The following is an 18700-nucleotide window of genomic DNA, read 5'->3' as shown; positions in this document are numbered from 1 at the left end:
TACGCGGTGTTCTTCGACGAGGCGGTCTATGGAGGTGAGGAATGTTTCGCGGACTTTGGTTTGTCGGCGTATGACGGGCAGGGGGAGGCTTTGGGTGGCTTTGGGGAGCAGGAGGTCTACGGCCAGGCCGCGGGTGAGGGTGGCGATCGACTGCTGCACGGCGGTGGCTGCTTCGTCTGTGCAGCCGGCGCCGAAGATCATGCGCATCGCTGTGTTTGCGCTCAGGCGGAAGAAGGTCGGGAACGCTTCGAAGGTGTGTCCGCTGTGCCAGGAGGCGGTGAGTGCGGTGATTTGCTGTTCCATGATGGCGCCGTAGGCTGCGATGTTGTCTGCGCTGAATGCGGGTTGCAGCATGCGGCGTTGGTGGCGGTGTCGGGCGTGGGGGCAGAGGCCCAGGCTTTCTCCGAAGACTTCTCGGGCTCGCTCGTAGAGTGGGCCGCCTTTGTCGAAGGTGCGGTATTCGACCAGCATGTGGCGCACGATTTCGGGGTGGCAGGGTACGTGGGCTTGTCGGGGGCCGAGGCGGATGGTGACTAGGTCGCCGTGCCTGGACAGGGAGCCGAGGAACTTCAGGGGGTTGCGCATCAGGTGGGGGGCGTGTCCCAGTATGGGTAGGGCGCCGGGGGCTGTGGCGTGGGTGAATGCGGTACTGGTGCTCATTGTGTGACCTGTCTTTTGCGGGCGCTGTCGGCGGTTGGGGCGCGGGTCTTGCCTGTTTTTGGGCTGATCAAGTGGAGGGCTGGGGTGCCGGTTTTCGGGGTCGTCTTGGCGGCCGGGGGCGCCACCGGCGGGGTTTGCTGGGCGCGTGTCACGCTGTTTCGTCTTGTCCGCTGGTCTGGTCCGGTCGGAAGCGGGCGGCCGCGCGTTCGTAGTGCTGTACGAACAGTGGGTCGGCGACGCCGCCTTTGGCGAAGCGGTTGCCGAATCGTTCGGCGTATGCGTGGAAGCATCTGGCATCGTGGTGCAGGAACAGGATGTCGTGGAGCGCCATGTTTCTGATCGCGATGAGGGGTACCGGCGACTGAGATACGGGGAAGGTGTGGTTTCGTGCTGCGGTTTCGGCGCAGTGTTTGTGGAATTGGCCCATCATCAGGCCGCGCGTGGCGAGTTCGGGTTTTAGGTCTGCCTGTGTCTGGTCGAGTTGTTGGCAGCCGGCGCGGCTGAGTTGCGGGAGCACGAGGACGAGTGAGTGTAGCGCTTTGTTTCCGTGGTCCCATGTTCTGTCGTGGAACTTGGCGACTGTTTCGAGTATCAGGCGGCGTAGTTCGGTGGGGTTTTCGCCGTCGATGTGTTCTGCGTGTTCGATGGCGATCGTGCCGGCCCGGTGCGCTGGTTCGACGAATGGGCAGACTGGTCCGGGGCGGCCGAGTTCGGGGTGGTCGCGCATCAGGTAGGTGCGGAACCATTCTGTGACGAGTTCTTCGGTTTTGTGTGGTCGGCCGAGGGTCAGTACGGCGCCGCCGGGCAGGGGGGTGCGGTTTGCTACGTCGAGGCCGCTGGAGTGAAGCAGCTCGGTCATTTCCTGTGTGCTGCGTTCGCGTCCCCCGGCGAACAGGCACATCATGTAGAGGTCCATTACGGCCGTGTCCCGGGCTAGTTCGTCTTGGTGTGCGTCTGTTTCCGGTGTGGCCATTTCGATGAGGGCGAGTCTGCCGCCGGGTGGCAGGGCGTGCGCGCATGCGCGGAGGACGGTGGCCGCGTCGTTGTCCCCGAGGTCGTGCACGATGTGGCGGAGCAGTACCAGGTCTCCCGTCGGCACGTCGTCGGTGAGGAAGTCCCCGGCGTGGAAGGTGAATCGGTCTGCGAGTCCGGCGCGCTTCATCCGTGCGGTGGCGGGTTCGCGGGATTCTGGGCGGTCCAGGAGGACTCCGCGGGTGCCGGGGTGGTGGGTGAGTATGTGTTCGAGCAGTGCGCCGTCACCGCCGCCGACGTCCACGGCGACTCGGGGCGGGGTGGGGCCGAGGGCGGTGAGGATTCCGGGGAGTTCGGCGTGGAGTCCGGCGGCTTGGGAGGCGTCGAATATCGATCTGAGGGGCGGGTTGTCGCTCAGGTAGGAGAAGAACGGGGTGCCGGTGATCTCCTCGAACGCGGGTTTGCCGGTGCGGACGGCGTGGGCCATTCCGTCCCATGCCTGGCCTACGAGGTTGGCGGCCAGCAGTGCGGTCGGGTGTGCTGTGCGGGGGGTGTCCGAGCGTAGTTGGTGGCCGAGTGGTTCGAGGGCGAAGGTGTCGTGGGCGGTTTCCTGGACGATTCGGAAGGCGGCCAGTGCTCGCAGCAGGCGGCGCAGTGAGGTGGGGTTGGCGCCGACGGACCGCGTCAATTGTTCGAGGGGGTGTTCGGCGTCCCGCATGAGGTTGGGCAGGCCGAGGAGGACGAATGTCTGCACGGCTTTGGACACGATCTGCCCGTAGATCAGGCGTCGGACGTCCTCAGCCGTCATCGGTCGCCCGCCTGGTCGGCGAGCAGTCGCTGGAGTTCCTCGATCCGCTCGGCGAGTTCGTGGTTGCGTCCGGTGACCATCATCCAGATCATGCGGAGGTCGCCGGAGAATGCGGCTTTGGAGTCGGTGAATCCGACCGGCATGTTGCGTTCGAAGATGAAGTGGCTGGGCCAGGCGATGGAGAAGAATACCGGCACGCCCAGCAGTGTCCGGCGCAGGCGCTTGCCTTTCGGGGCTGTTGCCGGGGTTGCGAGGGCGGCGCCCATGGCGACGACGTGGCCCCACCGCGTGCTGGCTTTGGTGTGTGCCAGGAGGTAGCGGTCGAAGCTCGACAGTTCCAGCGGGGCGGTTCTGGGCGCGGTGGTGTTGTTGTCCACGGCCGGCTTCGGCTGGTTGATCGTTGTCATCGTCGTGTCCCTCTGTTTCGTTGTTTGGTCTGTTTCGTTGTTTGGTGCCGGTTCGCGTCGGCGTTTCGTGTTCTGGTGTGGCTCAGTGCGACTGGTGGACGCGCACGGGGAGTCCGGCTTTGGGCCGCAGTGCGGCGAATCCGTCGAGCCGGGGTGGGCTGTTGTCGGCCAGGGTGATGTCCCCTGCCTGTAGCACGGCCGCGAGTACCGCGGGCACGATGACTGCGGCCATGCCGCTGCCGGGGCACCTGCGGCGTGGGGAGCCGTAGGGGAAGTAGGCGGCGGGCGGGACGGCGGCGGTCACGGTGCCGGTCCTGTCCCACCGGTCGGGGTCGAATCGTTCGGGGTCGGGCCAGGAGTCGGGCGAGCGGTGGGAGGTGAACTGGCTGAGCATGAGGCGGCTGCCGGCGGGGATGCGGTGGCCGTGGACTTCGAATCCTTTGACGCAGTGGCGGGCGCTCGCCACTACTGGTGGGTGGACTCGGATGGCTTCCGCGACTACGTGGCCGAGGTATTTGAGCCGGCGCGCGGTGGCGGCCCGCACCGGTTCGTCGCCCAGTTCGCGGGCGACTTCCCGCTTCGCCTCGGCCAGGACTTCCGGGTTGGCCAGCAGGCCGTACAGCGACCAGCCGAGCGCGGAGCTGGTGGGGTCGTAGCTGGCGATGAGGAGGCTGACGACCGTGTCGCGGACTGTGTGGTCTCCGGCCGGCAGCTCGGGGTAGATGCCGGGGCGCAGCAGGAAGCCGATGGGATCGATCGGATCCGGTGTGGGTGTGGCCCCGGAGCGCCTGCGGGTGATTTCGGCGTGCACGACCCGGTCGATGCGGCTGAGGGGCTTTCGCAGCCGTAGTCGGCCCAGGCGGGGGGCGTTCCATACCAGCAGGGTCAGGATGGAGGAGCGGTTCAGTACGGTGTGGAGTTGTTCGAGGGTGGTGTCGAGCGTGTTGCCTTCGCGGTTGAGGACGCCGGGGCCGATGAAGGAGTCGACGGACGCCAGGCGCACTGCGAGCCGTAGTTCGGTGTAGGCGTCCACTGTCGTGTTCCGCGGCCAGGCTGCGAGGCGGTCGCGTACCCGGTCGAGGACGCGGTCGGCGTAGGCGTCCACGTGTTCGCGATCGAACAGTGGGCGCAGCAGTTGTCGCATGGTCCGGTTTTCGGCGTTCGGCAGGGCTACGAGGGCGGTGTCGCCGGCGATGGCTTGGAGGCCGCCGTAGGAGAATTCGAAGTTTTCGGTGTTGCCGAGTACCAGTTCGTTGGCGTCGGTGCCGAACAGGAAGGTCCAGCGCAGTGGTCCGATGCCGAGGGCCGCGACGGGTCCGTAGGTGTGGTGCAGGTGGCTCATTCCGGCGGCCACCGAGTCCCGGAAGCTGTCGAGCGCCGTCGCGACTTGCCGTGGCGTCCGTGGGCCGGGTAGGCGCGGGCGTCGGCCGCCGGGCGCGGTCACCGGCCCTGACAGGTGTGAAGTCACGGCATTCTCCCATCGGTTGGGGGTGGGGCGGGGTGCGGGCGCCGCGGGTTCAGCCCGTGGTTGTGCGGGTGAGGTTGTTTTCGCGGGAGTCGACTCGGAGGGCGTCGACGGCGACCATGAGCAGTGCTGTGGCGGCGAGCGCTGGTGCGGTGATCGCGGCGGGTGCGGAGAGCGCGAGGACCAGGGCGATGAACAGGAAGGTGAACCACATGTCCTGTTTGAGGACGCTGTTGGCGTGGGTGCCGACGGCTCGGGTCATTCGGATTGCCTGGAGTACGGCGAACGGCACGGCGGGTACCAGCAGCAGCCATCTGAGGCTGCCCGCGCCCTCGTTTCCGTGGGCGAGGAAGGTGAACAGCGGGGCGGCCAGGTGCACGCCGACTGTTGCGGTACCGGCTGCGAGTGCGGCGGCTCGTCGAGTGGGGAACACGGTGGCGGAGGTGCGCAGTCCGGTGCGCTTGTCGCCGTCGTAGTCGGGCACGTTTTTCACCAGGCCTTTTGCCACGAGCCACAGGGTGATGAGGGCGAGCAGCCACAGGAGCGTGTCCGGGTTGGGTGGCGGGTCGGCTTGGCCGGTGGCGGTGCAGGCCACGGTGTAGCCGAATATGAGAGGGCCGTAGCCGGCGAGGGCGAAGCCGAGCAGGCCGGCGACGGGCTTGGCTTTGAGTCGCAGTGGCCGGTAGGAGTACTGGTGGGAGCCTGCCAGTACGAGCAGGAAGATGCCGAGGGGGCCGGGTCCGAGCGGTATGGAGGACAGCGCCACTGCCGCGCTCCAGATGGCCAGGGTGGTGCGGTAGCGGCGCCAGCCGATCTCGCCGACCAGGCCGAGCCGGCCGGGCATGTTGACGCTGTCCTCGTCCAGGTCGGTGTGGACGTTGTAGAGGTTGGCCAGCATTCCGGTTGTCAGCATCAGGAAGGCGCCGAGCCAGAACTGCCAGTGGACTTCGCCGGCGACGATGCCGTAGCCGAGCGCGTAAATGGTCAGGCTGGGCGTGCATGTCCGCGGTCTGCTCAGGGCGATCAGCAGGCGTGCTGTCCGCGCGGGGCCTGCGGTTCCTGGGCTGCGGCGGACGAGGTTCACCAGTTCGTGTGGTGGCAGCGCTGTCCAGTTCTGGGCTGGTTGTCGGTGCGTCGGCTCGGCTTCGGACAGGGTTTCGCCGTCACGCGGTGCCATGGCCGCTCTCCTGCTCCGCGGTGAGCCGGGGGTGCGGTGGGTCGGGTTGGCCGGGGGGCTGTGTGGGTGCGAGGTATCGGCCGAGGGCGATGACGGGCATTGCCTGGACGATCGCCGGATAGGCGAAGTAGATCTCGCCCGGCTGGCCGGTCGCGGTAAAGACTTCTTCGTCCCATGAGCCGTCGGGGCGCTGGTGGTCGGCCAGCCAGGTGAATGCGGCCCGTACCTGGTTGTCGTCGGCGCCGACGCCTGCGGCGTGCAGGGCGAGCAGGGCCCAGGCGGTCTGCGAGGGGGTGCTTCGGCCGCGGCCGCGGTGGGCCGGGTCGTCGTAGGACCGGCAGTCCTCGCCCCAGCCGCCGTCCGCGTTCTGGTGTTGGCGCAGCCAGTCCGCTGCGCGTCGGATGTGTGGGTCGCCGGGGCCGATTCCGGCGGCCACGAGGCCGGGGACGGCGCTTCCGGTTCCGTAGATGTGGTTGACGCCCCAGCGGCCGAACCAGGAGCCGTCCGGTTCTTGCTGGGCGAGGAGCCATTCGGCCGCGGCCGATGGCCTTCGTGCTCCGCCTTCTGGTGCGGCGGCGGTGAGGGCTTCGAGGACGTGGCCGGTGACGTCGGCGGTGGGTACGTCGAGCATCGGGCCGTGGTCGTTGTAGGGGAGGCGTTGCGAGAGTTCGGTGAGCGGTGACAGGTCGCCGGATTCGTAGGCGGCCCAGCCTCCTTTGCGGGATTGGAGGCCGGCGAGCCAGGCTTGGCCGCGTTCGACCGCTGGTGCCACGGCGGGCGGCAGTTGCCCGTTGCTGTCGCGGAGCCGGGTGAGCGCGGTGATGGCGATCGCGGTGTCGTCCAGGTCCGGGTAGTTGTTGAGGCCCGGGGAGAACGGCCAGCCGCCGGGAGGTACCCGGGGCCGGTCGCGTTGCCAGTCGCCGCCGCTGGTGGACTGCTGGGCGATGAGCCAGGTGCAGGCGCGTTCGATCGCCGGGTGGGTGGGCTCCACCCCTGCGTCGAGCAGGGCGAGCAGTGAGTAGGCCGTGTCCCATACGGGTCCGGGGCAGGGGACGATTCGGCGTGCGGTCCCGTCGGGGGTTTCGAGGGGTGCGCCGAAGCTGTCCAGCGCGGCGAGCGCGGAGCGGTAGGCGTTGTTGTCGGTGGTGTAGCCGAGGGCTTTGAGGGCCAGTGTTCCCAGTGCCGTGAACAGGAAGACGTGGAACCAGGAGCCGTTGGCCTGCTGGTTGCGCAGTAGCCATAGTTCGGCCCGCGCCAGTGCCCGGCCTCGCAGTGGGCGCAGCGGGTGTTTGTGGTAGGCGCGCATGACTTGTTCGGCTTTGCCGGGTGGTGCGGTCTCGGCTGGGGATGTGGGGTCGTACAGTTCTGGCAGGTCGAATCCGGCCGGCCAGATGGGGCGCTGGGCGGCGATGACCGATAGTGGTGTGAGCAGGTGGCGTGACCATACGCCCAGCGAGCGGACTGCGACCGGGGTGCCGGCCGGGAAGAGGATCTGTTCGGGCAGGATGGGCGGAACGCGGTCCCAGGCGCGGATGCCGAGTACCGCGAGCCAGAAGTGGGTTTCGGTGCGTGCTGCGCCGAGCCCGCCGTGGCGGCGGCAGAATCGCGCGGCGGACCGCATGTGCGGCTCGTCGGGCGGGTCGCCGGCCAGCCGCAGCGCGAGGTATGCCTCGGCGGTGACGGACAGGTGCCCAGGCCCGCCGGGGAACATGGGCCAGGACCCGTCGTCGTGCTGTCCTCGGCGTACTCGCAGGGCGGTGCGTTCGAGGGCGGCCGTGTCGGTGATGCCCAGGCAGTGTCGGGCGATGATGTCGGCCGATTCGGCGCTGACGTTGGTGTGCGGTCCTTCGTACCAGTGTCCGTCGTCGAGTTGGCGCGCCAGGAGGTTGTCGATTCCGCGTGCGAGGGTGTTGTGGGCGTGGATGTCGTTCATGGGGCGACCGGGCCCCCTTCGCGGTGGGCCGATCGGTGCACGCACTGTTGTGGTGCTCGTTGCGGTACCAAGAGCCTTTGCGGAATGAGCGCCAAGATCGCTTCCTTCTGCTGGGGCAGACTTGTGCACCGGGGTAACGAGCCACGGACGGCTTTCCGCCACGTGCGCGGCCAGGTATCCCTTGCTTGTCTGCCGTCTCGGGCAACGGCTCACAGGTGTATCGCAGGCCGTTCGGGACCGGTCACGCCTGCGGAGTGGTAGCCGCGCCCGGCGGGTGGGGGCGCGGGGGCTGCCGGACTTGGCCGAACTGCCTTGCTTGTCGGGGCCGTTCGGGGTGGGGCCGGAAGGGCTGGCGGGGCGTCCGCATGGTGGGATGGGGCCGTATCCGCTGAGCAGAGGAGCGTGAGCATGAGCGAGAGCGCGTCGCGGCCCATCGACACGTCGGTACCGCATTCGGCCCGCATTTGGAACTACTTATTGGGAGGCAAGGACTACTACGAGGTCGACCGGGTGGCCGGTGAGGCCTATCGGGAGGCGTTCCCCGGTATTGTGGACATCGCCCGTGGGCAGCGGTATTTCCTGGGCCGGGCGGTGCGGTTCCTGGCCGGTGAGGCGGGGATACGGCAGTTTCTCGATATCGGGACGGGGCTGCCCACCCAGGACAACACTCATGAGCTTGCGCAGCGCGTCGCGCCGGAGGCGCACATCGTGTATGTGGACAACGATCCGCTGGTGCTCGCCCATGCGGGGGCGCTGCTGACGAGTTCGCCGGAGGGCCGCACGTATTACGTGGAGGCCGATGTGCGCGATCCCGACGCGATCCTGGCCGCCGCGGCCGAGCGGCTGGACTTCTCCCGCCCGGTCGCGTTGACCATGCTCGGCGTGCTGGGGCACATCGGCGATGAGGAGCGGCCGCACGCCATCGTTCGCCGCTTGGTCGAGGGGCTGCCCGCGGGCAGTTATGTGGCGCTGGCCGACGGGACGGACACGAACCTGGAGTTCGCCGAGGCGCAGCGCCGGTACAACGAGGGCGGTGCGGTGCCGTATACGCTGCGCAGCCCGGGCCAGATGGTGGCGTTCTTCGACGGTTTGGAGCTGGTCGAGCCCGGGGTTGTTCCGCTGCCCGCAGTGGCGTCCTCAGTTTGCCGAGGTGGGGGCGGCGACGGATATCACACACGAGCTGTGCGGGATTGGCCGGAAGCTCGCGTAGGCGCGGGTGGCGTCCGGGGGCGTGCGGTAGCGGCCGCGCGTCCCCGGTGGCCGCTGCCCGGCGGCGGTCCTCGGGTATCAAGGGCGAGGGGTGGCGAGGTGTTGGCACCGCGGTGTTCCGCAGCGCTGTACGATGGGGCGCCCGTCTCGGGCCGGATTCCGGATGGGCGTTCGGGGGCAGGGGCGTCTTGTGAAACGTACGCGTCGTCGGAGGGCCGGGGTCGTTCCCGGAGCGGTCGCCGTGGCCGTGCTGTGCGGGTGCGGCGGCGAGGGGGAGCCGCCGACCGACGGGGTGCCCGCGGTGCCGACCAGCCCGAAGCCCCGCGAGATCCCGATGCCGCCCGGGCCGCCGGAGACCAGGGACGGCTACGACGCCTGTGGCGGTGACCCGTTCGACGCCGGGGCGGTGGTGGCCTACTCCCCGGACGGCCCGGCGTGGAGCGGGCCAGGGCCGCATCCGGCCGTGCTGTTCCGGCCGGGCTCCCTTCCCGAGGTGGAGGTGCCTCAGCTACCGCAGGAGTGGTCGGGGTCGGCGCCCTACGACTTCACCCAGCTGGTGGTGTGCGAGTACTCGGACGACGAGTTCGAGGGCGAGAAGGTCGGCGATTGCAGCTACCTGGGGGGCGCCCCGTACGGGGATCGCGATCCGGAGGTGTTTTCCGAGCGGTACATCTACCGGGTGTTCGAGGCGAAGACGGGCGAGCAGGTCGCCGAGTTCAGCCTGGACGGTACGACCAGCCCGGACGAGAGTTGCCCGGAGACGTCGTACGCTCCCCCGTCGACGTATTGGCAGCGCGTGGAGAGCGATGCGCTGGAGGAGGAGCTGCGGCCGCTGGTCGAGGGGAGCGCGCCCTGAGCGGTCGGCTCGGTCCCGCGCCGCGGCGCCGGGACCGCGTCAATTCGGTGGCGCCGTTCCGCCCGTCCGCGTCATGATCCCGTGATGGTCGAGAGGCTGAACGACGACGGCCGCGCGGGGATCGACGCGGCGCTGGTGAAGCACGACGAGGAGGACCAGGAGGCGGCGGACAACGACGACGCGGGCAGGCCCCGCCCGGCCGCGGTGCCGCTCCTCAGGTTCAGCCGGCCCCGCGACCCCGCCGCCATCGCCCGGTTCCTGCGCGGCCATGTGCCCGCCAACTCCGGCGCGGCGCCGACCCCGGCCAACATGCCGAAGCGCCGCACCAGGCCGCTCTCACCCGCCCAGATGGCCCAGTCGTACGGGCTCGAACTGGGTCTGGATCACAGGCACCAGCCACGCGGCGGCCGTCCGCGGCAGCGCGGTGGCCGCCCGCGGCCGGGTGGGCCGAGCTTTCAGGTCTTCGTCTTCGACATGGTCTTGGCCACCCTGCACTGGTACCGCCGGCCGGAAGCCTGGGCCCTGGCGCAGGCATGGCGCCAGGTAGTCACCGACCAGGAGGAGTTCCTTGCCTGGGTCGCGGTGGTCGGGCTGCGGCGGCCCGAGGCAGTACGGGAGCTGCGGTATCACCGCTTCACCCCGGATGTGCTGGAGGCGGCCCGGGTCGGGGGTGTCCCCGTCCGCTCCCGGCTGCGCAACGGCAAAGACATCGAGCATGTGATCGCCGCGCTCTACCGGTCAGCGGCGCGGCCGTCCACGTAGCCGCCGGCTTGGCAGGGGTGAGCGGAGAGGGCGAAGGCTGTTGCGGGGGCAGTTCCCGTAGGCCCGGTGCCGCAGAGACGGGCGACGCCGTAGCCAGAGTCATCACCGCGGCAGTGGCCCTCGGAGCGCCCCTCGATAGCGTCGCTCCGCTCATCTCCCTCGACGTCCACGCAACGCAAACGCCAGCATCCTCATCGCGTCTGCCGTCTGCCGTCTGCCGGCGACTGCGCCGCTGACGGCGTGGGGGCGGCGAGGCGCGTGCCGACCGCGTCATCCTGGCAGGAGGCGGGACTGGGGAACACCGCGGGCGGCCAGCAGCAGGCGCAGTGCTGCCGCCGGGTCCGCTGCGGCAGCCACGGCGGTGACCTCGATGTCGCTGATCCGCAAGGTCGGAAGCCAGCCGTGCGCGGGCGGCAGGAGATCGGCCAGCGTGTCTCGGAAGGCGCGCTGGCGGTGGCGGCCACCGGCGCCGGGGAAGAGGGGCGGGCGAGGAGCAGCGAACCCTCCTGCGGGTTCGCGTCCCGCCAGCGTCCGGGAACGGGCCAGCCAGACCCTGGCGTCGAACCCGAGCGCGGCGTCGGCAGGGTAGCACTCCAGGGTTGTGGCCCGGGCGCCGGTGAAGTGCTGGCGTTCGTCGATCTCGAGGATCTGCTGGCGCCCGTCGGCGTATCTGAGCACCGCGTCCAGGCGGCGGCGCTCGCGTGGCGGCGCCTGCTCGGGCAGCACCAGACCGGTCAGTGCCCGGTAGACCGCTGCCACGGTCTCCCACATCTGCACGCATTCCGCGCGCCCGGGGCGCAGCAGCCAGGCCGGACAGCTCTCCGGCGCGACTTCAGCACGTAGGACCTCGGGCAGCAGCCCCGACACCACTTCCTGCGGCCTTGCCACATCCCCCTCCAACGTTCAAGAATCCGACACGGCCCCCTCCCAAGGGCGAATCGTCTCGACTCCACACCGCGCGACCGCCGCTGGAGCAGTTCTTCACCGGCCTGTGGCAGTTCCATGGGCTCCCCCACTACCGGCGGGCTGACTCCAGTGTGGGCGACGCGTCGAAAAGGATTGTCACGGGGTCGGATGTCGACGATGATCACCGCGTGACGATCAGGAAGGGCCATGCCGTCTAGGCTCCCCAGTCTGCTCTCCACCGCTCGCGCGCCGCCGAACGCCCCTCACCGAAGCGCCCGATGGCCGTGACCGCCCACTCAGGAGAGCCCGCGCGTGCAGAAGACCGCCCTCATTCCCTACGCCCGCCTTCCCCGCGCCCACCACGGCCGCCATATCGTGACCAGTACGGTCGATGTCTTCGGTGGCGCCCACTGGCTGCTGGCCGAACGTGCTCCGCAGCCCGGCGGCGATGTCCCGCTCGTCGACGCCCTGGTCGTCTCCGTCCATCCGGACGGCAACGTCGAGCTCACCGAGCTGAGCGCCGTGCGGGCCAGCGGGTCGTACCTGGGCCGTCTGCCCGACGGCAGGTTCCTCGTTGCCACGTCGCGTGCCCGCGGGCACGAGGACAGGGACCAGGTCCAGATCTTCGACGCGCTCGGCCGCCAGGCCGCGTCCTTCTTCGTCGGGGACGCCATCGAGCACCTGCTGACGGATGAGGCCGGCCACATCTGGGTCGGGCACTTCGACGAGAACCCGGCAGGAATCCGCCGCTGGAACGCCACAGGCCAGCTCACCTGGACGTGGGACGGCGCCCGCATCCCCGGTCTTGTCGACTGCTACGCCCTGAACGTGTCGGGCACCTCCGCCTGGGCCTGCACCTACACGGACTTCCCGCTCGTCGAAATACGCCCCGACCAGCGCGTGACGGTGTGGACGAACCGCATACGGGGCGCCCGCGCGGTGGCCGTCCACAGACACCGGGTCGCCTTCTACGGCGGCTACGGCGAGGAGCGGAACCGGCTCGCCCACGGAGAACTCAGCGAAACTTCCGTCCAGCCAACAGACGTCGGCCTGCTCACCCTGCCCAACGGTGATGCCCCCGGCCGCCGGCGGGTCGCCGCCCGAGGAAGCAGGATCTACGTCCAGGCCGAACCGTTCACCACCTGGAGCGTGTTCGACCTCAACAGCTGACACCCCGCAGGGCCGGACGCCACTCCCCCGCGGCCTGCTCCAACACGCCGGCAGCACCCCGGCGCCATGAACGCCTCCAATCGGCCCCCCGTTGCTGGTCTGCACGAGACCGGGGGCGCTTTCACCACACATGTCATCACCGATCGGCGTCGAACGCGTTCCCCGCGCGCCGCGCGGGGAACGCCGCGCCCGGGCCAGGTAGCGCCGGCCGACTTCCGCTCCGCGGGCTCATCCAGCGAGCATGACAACAATGTGTGCATCGGTGTCGTTCTACGGTCGCGGGCGAGGAGGCGGGGGACTTCACCGGGTTCAGCGCGGCCGGGGACCTGAACGCGTGAGCCGCCGGTACCGCCTCCAGTACAACGACCAGGCACGGGATGCGCTGCGGAAGATGAGCAGCCAGCGCCGCCGGCTGTTCGAGGCCGCCGTGGCCGACATCGCCGCCGCCCCCTACGTCCACGGACAGGCACTCGACGAGAACCGCGACCGGCGGCAGGCGCCGGTAGCCGGCGCCGTCACGGTCTACTGGGTCAGCTCCGGCGTCCTGACCGTGTTCGTCGTCCGCATCACCCACACCGACTGACCGAACGCGGGGCCCGCGAACGTCAACAAGCCCGGCCACTGCGCGTCACCCGCCCGCGTGGCAACCAGGCACGAATACCGGAAGCCCTTAGCTTGTTCTTTAACCTCCAGCGTCGAAATGAGCTTCGAACTAGGCCACTCACCTGGGCATTCGCCGGACGCTGAGGCGGCCTTCGCCTGATCATGTGCTCCGACCAAGGTGCACGTGACCACGACGAAGGCCGTGAGGGTGAGTCTGCTGCCTCAGACTGTTCCAGGGGATGCGTTCGCGGAAGCGTCACGCTTCCGGGACGAGTTGTACGCGTGTCTGACCGTCCGGGGCGACGAGCTGTTCGAGCTGGCGGACGCGGTGTTGTGTGCGCCGGGTGCGGTGCACTCGGCGGTGGAGCTGACCTTGCTGCCCGAGCACCGTCGCGGGCACGGCGCGATGTACGACGGCCTCAACCAGGGCCGGATCGACACCGACAGGCTGCGGTCGGTGCTGGCCGGCCTACCCCTGCCCCGGTTTCCCGACGGGCGCCTGGTACTGGCGGTGGACGTCTCACCGTGGCTGCGGTCGGATGCGCCGTGCTCACCGGAGCGGCTGTTCTGCCACGTCTACGGCCGGGCGAAGACGGCCTCGCAGTTCATTCCCGGCTGGCCGTACTCGTTCGTCGCGGTGCTGGAGATGGGCGCCACGTCCTGGGCGCAGATCCTGGACGCCGTCCGACTCGGCCCGGTCGGCGACGCCACCGCGGTCACCGCCACCCAGCTCCGCGATGTCGTCGACCGGCTCATCACCGCGGGCCAGTGGCAGCCCGGCGAGCCGGACATCCTCGTCGTGACCGACGCCGGCTACGACGTCACCCGCCTGGCCTGGGTCCTGCGCGACCTTCCGGTCGAGCTGGTCGGCCGCGTCCGCGGCGACCGCGTAATGCGGTTACCGAAGCCGCCGCGGCTGCCTGGGACGAACGGCCGGCCGCCCAAGCACGGGCCGGAGTTCCGCTTTGCCAAGCCCGAGACCTGGCCGGAACCGGCAGTCACCACCCGCACCGCCACCGCCAACTACGGCAAGGCCGTCACCCAGGCGTGGGACCGAGTCCACCCGCGGCTGACCCACCGGGCCGCCTGGCTGGATCATGTGGGCGTACTCCCGTTGATCGAAGGGACGTTGATCCGGCTGGAGGTCAAGCACCTGTCGAAAGGCCGGGAGGCGCCGGCGGTGTGGTTGTGGTCCTCGAAGACCGGTGCCACCGATGCGGACATCGACCGGGCCTGGCAGGCGTTCCTGCGGCGCTTCGACCTGGAGCACACGTTCCGGCTGTTCAAGCAGACGCTGGGCTGGACCAAACCCCGACTGCGCGAGCCGGAAGCGGCCGACCGGTGGACGTGGCTGATCATCGCCGCCTACACCCAGCTCCGGCTCGCCCGCCCCCTGGCCCAGGACCTGCGGCACCCGTGGGAGAAGCCAGCTGCACACGGCCGGCTCACCCCGGCCCGGGTCCGCCGGACGTTTCGGAACCTCCGCCAGCACATGCCCTGCCCCGCCAGAGCACCGAAACCCCACCGACCCGGCCCCGGGCGACCACCCGGCACCAGGAACAGGCGCCTGGCACCCCGCTGCGACGTGGGCAAAACCGTTCGCCGCGAGAAGACACTCATCGCCCTGCAACGGTTGAAAGGTTAAAGAACAAGCTTAATGGGTGTTTGAGAACCGAGGCGACGAAAACATGTGGCTGTGCGCGGAGCTGTCGGCCATGATCAGGTTTTGGTGAGAACGTCGTGGTGTTGAGCAAGGGGGGCTTTCCAGGCATGATCGATGAATCTTTGTTACAGGAAGATCGGTACCGCAGGGTGGTGCGCGTGGGCGATACCGTCCGGCGGCCCGTGTATCCGTGGACTCCGGCTGTTCACGCCCTGCTCCGGTATCGGGAAGACGTAGACTTTCCGTACTCGCCACGGGTGAGAGGGATCGATGACGAAGGACGCGAGGTGCTCAGCTATCTGGACGGCGAGTCCGGGCCGCAGGGCTGGGCCAGGGTGGTCGACGACGCCGGCCTGGTTGCCTTCGCCCGCTTCCTGCGTGGGGATCACGACGCGGTCGCGGGCTTTCGCCTGCCCGAGGGCCTGAGCTGGTGCACCGGCGAGAGCAGGCCGGGCGAGGGCGAGGTGGTCTGTCACGGCGATTTCGGCCCGTGGAACATCGTCTGGCGGGGCGCGGCCCCCGTAGGGATTCTGGACTGGGACTACGCCCGGCCGGCCCGCCGCCTGTATAACGTCGCCTACGCCTTGGAGTACGTCGCGCCGTTCCGGGATGATGACGAGTGCCTGCGCTGGCTTCAGTACTCCGAGCCGCCCGATCGACGCCACCGTCTGGAGCTGTTCGCCACGGCCTACGGTCTGACCTCCACCACCGGGCTGGTCGACGCTGTCATTGATGTCCAGCAGGACACAATCGAACAGGTCCGCCGGCTCGCCGAGCGGGGCAACCAGCCTCACGTCCACTGGGTCGCCGAAGGCCATCTCGACGAGCTGGGCCAACGAGTCGCCTGGAGCCGGGCCAACCGCCACCTGGTCGAGTAGGAAGCCGTGTTTGACTCGCCGTAGCAGGTCGGGGCATGTGGGTGGCCCACTCTTGTGGCGGAGTCGCCGAGTTCGCGCTCGTTGCGCCCATAGGCTCAGGAAATGCAGTGGTTAGAGGTTCGGCGGCATGCGCCGACGAAGAAGGGAGCGGCCCGCGGTCGCGGTTCGCACCTGTCCGCGCACGGGGTCGCGCTTGCACGTGCTGTTGGCGTCGGGCTGGGACCCTTCGCGCATGTGGTGACCAGTGCGTCACCCAGGGCGATTGAGACGGCAGTCGCTCTGGGGTGGGCCGTAGATGACACCGTCGTCCTGCCGTCTGGTTACGTTGCGGGTGAAATTGAGCACCACGATCAGTGGGCCTGGCCTCGACCGTATGTCCGCTACGCCGAATTGATCGCAAACGGCGGAGGACTCGCCGCCGTGGCAGCGGAGCACCGGAGGATCTGGACTGAGGTGGTCCGGTCCGTGCCGGATGGCAACGGTGCGCTCATCGTGTCGCACGGGGGCTCCATTGAACCAACACTGGTCAGCTGTCTTCCCGACGCGGATCACTCATTGTGGGGTAAGGCCTTCGGGCACCTGGACGGCGTACGGCTCGACTTCGAGGACGGACGATTCACGCGCGCCCATCTGCATCGCGCCCCGAGCACGCGCGCCTGACCCCATCAGCCACCGGCCGCGCTCGATCGCTATGGCGGCTGGCGAGTAGGGGCCCGAGGCGCGTGCAGTCAGGGCTTCTTCGACCAGTTCGGCCGGGTGCCTTTGCGGGTCAGCCTGCGGGTCATCAGCGTGATGAGTGCCCAGGTCAAATGAGCCTCTGAGTGTTGAGGCAGGCGCTCGTAGTCGCGGACGTTGCCGCGGGCGTTCATCAGCCAGCCGATGGTGCGCTCGACGCGCCAGCGGCGGGGGAGGACGACGAACCCTTTCGTGCCTCGAGGCCGGGAGACGGTGCGCAGGGCGAGGCAGCGGCGTTCGCCGGCCCAGGTGACCAGTTGGCCGACGTAGGCGGAGTCGGCCCAAACCTGGGTGAGCTGGGGGGGTGAGTGAGGAGAAGGCGCCAGAGGAGTTCGCGGGCGGCTTCCCGGTCGGTCATGTTCGGCCGGGGTCACCGTGATCATCTCCGGGAGACCGAGGGTGTCGACGGCGATATGTCGCTTGCGGCCGTTGATTTTCTTGCCCGCATCGTAGCCGCGGCTTGCCTGCCCGACGGTGAAGGCGCCTTTCACCGACTGCGAGTCCACGATCAGCGTGACGGGGTAGGGGCAGCGGCCGGCGCCGGTGCGGATGCGGCGGCGGAGCTGGTCGCGTATCCAGGCCACCACGCCGGCCCGGTTCCAGCGGGCGAAGACTGCGTAGACGGTCTCCCAGGGCGGGAAGTCGGCGGGCAGGGCCCGCCACTTCGCGCCGTTGTCCACGATGTAGCGGATGGCGTCCACGCGGTGCGCCGCGGCCACTTCTCCGGCCGTCCGCCGGTCTTCGTCTGGCAGGCTGGGACGGGCAGCAGCGGCTCGATCAGGGCCCATTCCGCGGCGGTGGTGTCGGAGGGGTAGCGGCGTCGGCGGGGTGCGGGCATCTCCGGCTCGGCTCGGTTTCGGGGTTATCGGGTGAGCTGGGCCAGTGTGGCGCGGACGGCGGTGAGCTGGGCGATGGCCAGCTGGGCCCATTCGTCGTCCGGGTGGCGGGCCAGGTGCGGGTCGAGCGTGCCCGTGATCATCCGGGTGAGCCGGTGGAGGATCTCCAGGAACTGCCGCTTCTCGTATTCGATCCAGTCCCCCGGGTCGTCGGAGAACAGGTAGCCGTCCCGTCAGCGCCAGATGATGGGAGTCAGGTGTTCGGCCGCGCCGACGTCGCACAGGTGCTGGATGCCGCGTGCGACCTGCGAGCGTGTGAGGCGGGTGGCGGCGATGAGCTGCCGGGTCTGCAAGCCGGCGGGGCGGGCTTCCATCAGGGCGGCCCGCACCAGGTCGCCGTAGTGCACGGCCACCGGCCGTGCCTCGCGGCGGGCCACCGGTTCACTCGCCCTTCAGCAGCCGGGCGAGCTGTTCGTTCAGGGTGAACTCGCCCGCGTCGATCACGCCTTCCAACCAGTCGGTCGCGGCGCGGACCTTCGCTATCCCCCGCCGGACGGTTTCGCGCTCGTTCTCGCTGAACTCCTGCCCACGCAGGCGCGGGACCAGGCGGCCGAGGGTGGCGACGAACTGGTGGCAGGAGCCGACCAGGTCCACATACTCCATGCTGTGCTCGATCCGGCGGACCGCCGGGGTCCGCTCGCGGATCTCCTCGCGGGTGCGGTGGGAGTTGTCGAACTGAGCCCGGTTGACCAGAAAGCGGGCGGTGTCGTCCCGCATCGTCTCCTGCGCGACTTCCGGGCGCCGCAGGAGATCGGCGGTCACCCGAGTGGCCACCTCGTCGTCCCGGGTGAGCTCGCGGACCACCCGCATCCGGTCCTCGGTCGGGAGCCGGCCGACGGTCTCCGGCAGGTCCGCCGCCACCCGCCCGGCGATGTCGCCGTCCCGCGTCAGATCGGTGACCGCCTGCACCTTCTCCTCGACCGTCGCCGGCCGGTCCACCCGCTACCCGACCAGCCGCCTCGCGGCGTCCGGTCCAGCGCCGGTGACCGTGCCGGTCGAACGGCACGTCCTCGATCGCTGCCCACCGCTCGGCGTCGCCGGTCACCGACGCCAGGATCTTGTGGACGGTGAACGACACCCCATCCGCCCGCCGCCCCTTCGGCCAGCGGGACGCGACCCACCGCCAGTCCTCCACCATCGAGGTGGCCACCCCGATGTCGTGCGCGAACAGGCCCAGTGACTCCTGCACGGTGAACAAGTCCTCGCTGCCGTTCGGCATCGACCCGCCCACCGGCCGCATCGGCTCGATCTCCAGCGCCGTCACCGAGCGCGAACTGCGCCCGCGCCACCTGCGCGACCAACTCCCGCCCTTCAGCGACGAGCTGCTCGTAACGCTCCCGGGAGACGTTGCCCACCCGCTCCGCCATAACCAGCCACCACCTCGAAGGCGAGCCGGGGGACAGCCACCGCACGGGCCGTCAACGTGGCACCGGCCCGCGTCACCCACCACGGTGACGCGGGCGCGAGCCCCGGCGGCAGGCGCAAACAGGGAGTGGAGGAAGCCACGACCCCGCGCGCCAACCAACCCGTACACGACACCGGGGCCACTGGGTCGGCCGAGGCGTTCGGCTACGGCGTTTCCGTAATGCCCTTACGCGAC

At 69.4% G+C, this 18700-nt stretch carries 16 protein-coding genes and 2 pseudogenes; 8 read left to right on the top strand and 10 right to left on the bottom strand.

What is annotated here, in order from left to right; genetic code table 11:
• The 6 genes from LC193_RS28870 to shc form a co-directional block, all read right to left on the bottom strand.
• The coding region (locus LC193_RS28870) for a cytochrome P450 (protein WP_226078415.1) at positions 1-660 on the bottom strand (660 nt) is incomplete at its 3' end.
• A gap of 148 nt (positions 661-808) precedes the next feature.
• Positions 809-2440 carry a DUF6875 domain-containing protein gene (locus LC193_RS28865; RefSeq protein WP_226078414.1) on the bottom strand — a complete coding sequence of 544 codons (1632 nt, stop codon included), beginning with the start codon at positions 2438-2440 and terminating at the stop codon, positions 809-811.
• Positions 2437-2847, bottom strand: a complete 411-nt coding sequence (locus LC193_RS28860; protein WP_226078413.1) for an Mpo1-like protein — start codon at positions 2845-2847, stop codon at positions 2437-2439. The genes LC193_RS28865 and LC193_RS28860 overlap by 4 nt, the downstream gene beginning before the upstream one ends.
• 82 nt (positions 2848-2929) lie before the next feature.
• Positions 2930-4201, bottom strand: a complete 1272-nt coding sequence (locus LC193_RS28855; protein WP_226078412.1) for a cytochrome P450 — start codon at positions 4199-4201, stop codon at positions 2930-2932.
• Between the two features lie 163 nt (positions 4202-4364).
• Positions 4365-5489: a UbiA family prenyltransferase gene (locus LC193_RS28850; protein ID WP_226078411.1), complete on the bottom strand. Its 1125-nt coding sequence runs from the start codon at positions 5487-5489 to the stop codon at positions 4365-4367.
• The gene (gene shc, locus LC193_RS28845) at positions 5476-7422 is read right to left on the bottom strand and encodes a squalene--hopene cyclase (protein WP_226078409.1); all 1947 of its coding nucleotides are present in this window, start codon (positions 7420-7422) and stop codon (positions 5476-5478) included. The genes LC193_RS28850 and shc overlap by 14 nt, the downstream gene beginning before the upstream one ends.
• A gap of 408 nt (positions 7423-7830) precedes the next feature.
• On the opposite strand from shc, the pseudogene LC193_RS28840 reads away from it, so the two are divergent.
• The 3 genes and pseudogenes from LC193_RS28840 (at position 7831) to LC193_RS28830 (ending at position 10249) form a co-directional block, all read left to right on the top strand.
• Positions 7831-8632 (top strand): annotated as a pseudogene (locus LC193_RS28840) (SAM-dependent methyltransferase).
• Between the two features lie 240 nt (positions 8633-8872).
• Complete coding sequence (locus tag LC193_RS28835; RefSeq protein WP_226078407.1) at positions 8873-9487, top strand: hypothetical protein; 615 nt, start codon at positions 8873-8875, stop codon at positions 9485-9487.
• A gap of 84 nt (positions 9488-9571) precedes the next feature.
• Positions 9572-10249, top strand: coding sequence for a hypothetical protein (locus tag LC193_RS28830; RefSeq protein WP_226078405.1), 678 nt, complete (start codon positions 9572-9574; stop codon positions 10247-10249).
• Between the two features lie 270 nt (positions 10250-10519).
• On the opposite strand, the gene LC193_RS28825 is transcribed toward LC193_RS28830, so the two are convergent.
• Positions 10520-11137 carry a hypothetical protein gene (locus LC193_RS28825; protein ID WP_226078403.1) on the bottom strand — a complete coding sequence of 206 codons (618 nt, stop codon included), beginning with the start codon at positions 11135-11137 and terminating at the stop codon, positions 10520-10522.
• 330 nt (positions 11138-11467) lie between these two features.
• On the opposite strand from LC193_RS28825, the gene LC193_RS28820 reads away from it, so the two are divergent.
• The 5 genes from LC193_RS28820 to LC193_RS29260 all read left to right on the top strand — a co-directional run bounded on the left by LC193_RS28820 (position 11468) and on the right by LC193_RS29260 (position 16129).
• Positions 11468-12325 carry a hypothetical protein gene (locus tag LC193_RS28820; protein ID WP_226078401.1) on the top strand — a complete coding sequence of 286 codons (858 nt, stop codon included), beginning with the start codon at positions 11468-11470 and terminating at the stop codon, positions 12323-12325.
• 334 nt (positions 12326-12659) lie between these two features.
• Complete coding sequence (locus LC193_RS28815) at positions 12660-12908, top strand: hypothetical protein (protein ID WP_226078399.1); 249 nt, start codon at positions 12660-12662, stop codon at positions 12906-12908.
• A gap of 228 nt (positions 12909-13136) precedes the next feature.
• Positions 13137-14573: an NF041680 family putative transposase gene (locus LC193_RS28810; RefSeq protein ID WP_226078392.1), complete on the top strand. Its 1437-nt coding sequence runs from the start codon at positions 13137-13139 to the stop codon at positions 14571-14573.
• Between the two features lie 305 nt (positions 14574-14878).
• Entirely contained in the window at positions 14879-15469 is a 591-nt protein-coding gene (locus LC193_RS28805) for a phosphotransferase (protein WP_226078390.1), read from the top strand.
• A 102-nt stretch (positions 15470-15571) separates the two neighbouring features.
• The gene (locus LC193_RS29260) at positions 15572-16129 is read left to right on the top strand and encodes a histidine phosphatase family protein (protein ID WP_226078388.1); all 558 of its coding nucleotides are present in this window, start codon (positions 15572-15574) and stop codon (positions 16127-16129) included.
• A gap of 68 nt (positions 16130-16197) precedes the next feature.
• On the opposite strand, the gene LC193_RS28795 is transcribed toward LC193_RS29260, so the two are convergent.
• From LC193_RS28795 to LC193_RS28785, 3 genes and pseudogenes are all read right to left on the bottom strand, one after another.
• Positions 16198-16905: an IS5 family transposase gene (locus tag LC193_RS28795; RefSeq protein ID WP_264086287.1), complete on the bottom strand. Its 708-nt coding sequence runs from the start codon at positions 16903-16905 to the stop codon at positions 16198-16200.
• Positions 16906-17273: 368 nt separating this feature from the next.
• Complete coding sequence (locus tag LC193_RS28790) at positions 17274-17453, bottom strand: hypothetical protein (RefSeq protein ID WP_226078384.1); 180 nt, start codon at positions 17451-17453, stop codon at positions 17274-17276.
• Between the two features lie 28 nt (positions 17454-17481).
• Positions 17482-18238: pseudogene (locus LC193_RS28785) on the bottom strand (DUF6192 family protein).
• Between the last annotated feature and the right edge of the window lie 462 nt (positions 18239-18700).

The sequence above is a fragment of the Streptomyces marincola genome (assembly GCF_020410765.1).
Lineage (GTDB): Bacteria > Actinomycetota > Actinomycetes > Streptomycetales > Streptomycetaceae > Streptomyces > Streptomyces marincola.
This window is presented reverse-complemented; position numbering and strand designations above follow the sequence as displayed.

Bases quoted from the DNA above. Each gene is read 5' to 3' on its own strand.
- LC193_RS28865 (WP_226078414.1), bottom strand. From the start codon at position 2,440: ATGACGGCTGAGGACGTCCGACGCCTGATCTACGGGCAGATCGTGTCC.
- LC193_RS28860 (WP_226078413.1), bottom strand. From the start codon at position 2,847: ATGACAACGATCAACCAGCCGAAGCCGGCCGTGGACAACAACACCACC.
- LC193_RS28850 (WP_226078411.1), bottom strand. From the start codon at position 5,489: ATGGCACCGCGTGACGGCGAAACCCTGTCCGAAGCCGAGCCGACGCAC.
- shc (WP_226078409.1), bottom strand. From the start codon at position 7,422: ATGAACGACATCCACGCCCACAACACCCTCGCACGCGGAATCGACAAC.
- LC193_RS28830 (WP_226078405.1), top strand. From the start codon at position 9,572: ATGGTCGAGAGGCTGAACGACGACGGCCGCGCGGGGATCGACGCGGCG.
- LC193_RS29260 (WP_226078388.1), top strand. From the start codon at position 15,572: ATGCAGTGGTTAGAGGTTCGGCGGCATGCGCCGACGAAGAAGGGAGCG.